General features: G+C 62.4%; 1 protein-coding gene and 1 pseudogene. Both read right to left on the reverse strand.

Annotated features, from left to right (window positions below; translation table 11 throughout):
- Positions 1-69: 69 nt before the first annotated feature.
- Positions 70-1401, reverse strand: coding sequence for a group II intron reverse transcriptase/maturase (gene ltrA / locus JOY90_RS37995; RefSeq protein ID WP_291696214.1), 1332 nt, complete (start codon positions 1399-1401; stop codon positions 70-72).
- A 576-nt stretch (positions 1402-1977) separates the two neighbouring features.
- Positions 1978-2245 (reverse strand): annotated as a pseudogene (locus tag JOY90_RS38000) (hypothetical protein); the annotation flags it as partial.

Consider the following 2245-nt stretch of genomic DNA (forward strand, 5'->3'; position numbering starts at 1 on the left):
TTGGGCCTCCCCTCCCTCCGAACCGTACGAGCGGTTCTCCCGCATACGGCTCTCCAGTCGCTGGTTTCCTCATCGGGACTGTCTCGCGTGTTCAAGGGCTGTTGTAAGGGTGAACAGACCTTGATCCGCGAAGAAGGCGTTAGGCCATCGCTGGTGGTCGGCTTTGCTTCGTCCGAAGCCGGGCCGCTTGTCCTGCTTGCGCAAGACGGCACGCAGCCGCCGACGAACGAAGCGATCAAGGTTGCGGAGTTGGAATGGCGCGGCGTGCTTAAAATAGCCGAACCATCCTCGCAGCGTCGGATTAAGGTCCGCGATGATCCGCGTGAGGCTGGCGCCTCGGCTGCGTTTCGTCTTGGCCCTTATCTTGTCCTTGATCGCGCCCAGGCTCTTCTTACGCACGAACCGCCGCCCCGCCTCGAACCGGTAGCCGAGGAAATCGAATCCTTGCCCCGGTTGTCGGCTGTCGACGATCCGCGTCTTGTCCGGATGCAGCGTCAGGCCATTGGCCGCGGTCCACGCATTGACCTCGCGCAGGGCGGCTATTGCCTCGGCTTCCGTTCGGCAGACGATCACGAAGTCATCGGCGTAGCGCACCATCCGCCGCCCGTTCTGCTCCATCAGCAGGTCCAGCGGGTGCAGATAGATGTTGGCCAGCAATGGCGAAAGGACCGCCCCTTGGGGCGTTCCCGTCGTCGGACGCCAGCGCGCCATGTCCGACATGATCTCTTGCCGGAGGAAGCCGTCGATCAGCGTCAGGACGCGCCCGTCGCTGATCGTCTCACCCACCCGTGCCATCAGCTTGTCGTGCGGGATCGTATCGAAATAGCTCTTCAGGTCGGCATCCACCACATGAGTGAAGCCTTCCTTCAGCAGCCGATCGACTTCCCGCAACGCGTCCTTGCAGCTTCGTCCTGGCCGGAAGCCGTAACTTCCGGGCCGGAACTGGACTTCAAAGATCGGCTCGATGGTCATCTTCAGAGCCGTCTGCACAATGCGGTCCTTGATGGTCGGTATCCCGAGCGGCCGGGTTTGCCCGCCGTCTTTGGGAATATCCACCCGTCTGACTGGGCTCGGTCGATAGCTGCCGTTCTTCAGAGTCTCCTGAAGCTCCGTCAGATATCGATCCGCACCCGCCGCGAACCGCTCGATGCCTTGGCCGTCCACGCCTGCCGCTCCCTTGTTCCGCTCGACTTTCCGCCACGCAGCTTCCAGGGTCGCAGGCCGGATGGCCTTATCCACCAGACTAAACCACTTGCCTCCTTTGACGCCGTTATCCAGCGCCGACACCATGCGTTCCGTCCAGATCGAAGCTTCCGCCCACCACCAAGTTCGCGGTTGTCCGCCGGCGGCGTCTCCCCCTTGCTTAGCCTTGACGGCACTGTCGGGGTTATCTTGCTTCATGCCAAACCTCGCGCATCCAGCTTCCTGCCTCCCTTCCCTCGGGCCGGTTTTGCTTCCCGTCCCTCTCGCCGCACACCGGCTGCGGTACTATGAAGGCTCTCACTCCTGACGCTCTCACCCCGAACATCAGGTCTGTCCGTTTACTCCGCCTTGCCTTCCCGACATTCCGACCTCAACCACGTTGGCTGTCCCTCGGTCGCTTTGTTAGTCGCCTCAGCGCCGAGGGTCTGTTCCAGGCTTCACCACGTATGAGCAGGCTCGCCACAGCTCCCCGCCGAAACAGGTTCGTTATCCTACGGACTGCCGATTCACCTCCGGTTGCTCTCCACCCCGCCTCGCGGCGACGCAGTTACCTTCAATTATGGAGTTGCGACCAACTCCAGAACGGACTTACACCGTTCAGTCAAAACGTCCTCACGGACGCACTCATGCCCCGCTTCAAGCGGGGCATCCAGTATTCCAGAGGCGGTCGTGCTTGAGCAGATAGGCCGCGGCGTACTGGATTGCCCGGTCAAGCCGGGCAATGACAGTTCAGTTGGCTGTTTGAAACGTTGAATCCGAAAAAGCTCGCCCGCGTCACGCCGCGCGCATGCTCGCGATCCCGCCGGCGATGATCTGCATCACCACGCCGGCCATCCAGCCGAGCATGATGACGACGGTCCAGAAGATCTCTGGCGTTTCGCGCGACACGATCACGCCGACCGAGACGAAGGCGGTGAGCGTTGCCAGAAACGTGCCGACGGCGCTCAAGAATTCCGCCTGGTCGATCGGCGCGCGGGCGCTCGCCGCCTGCGCTTGCGGCGGCATCGGCGGCGTATCGATGCCGAGATAGAAGCCGACCGCG

This window comes from Bradyrhizobium sp., from assembly GCF_019242285.1.
Taxonomy (GTDB): Bacteria; Pseudomonadota; Alphaproteobacteria; order Rhizobiales; family Xanthobacteraceae; genus Bradyrhizobium.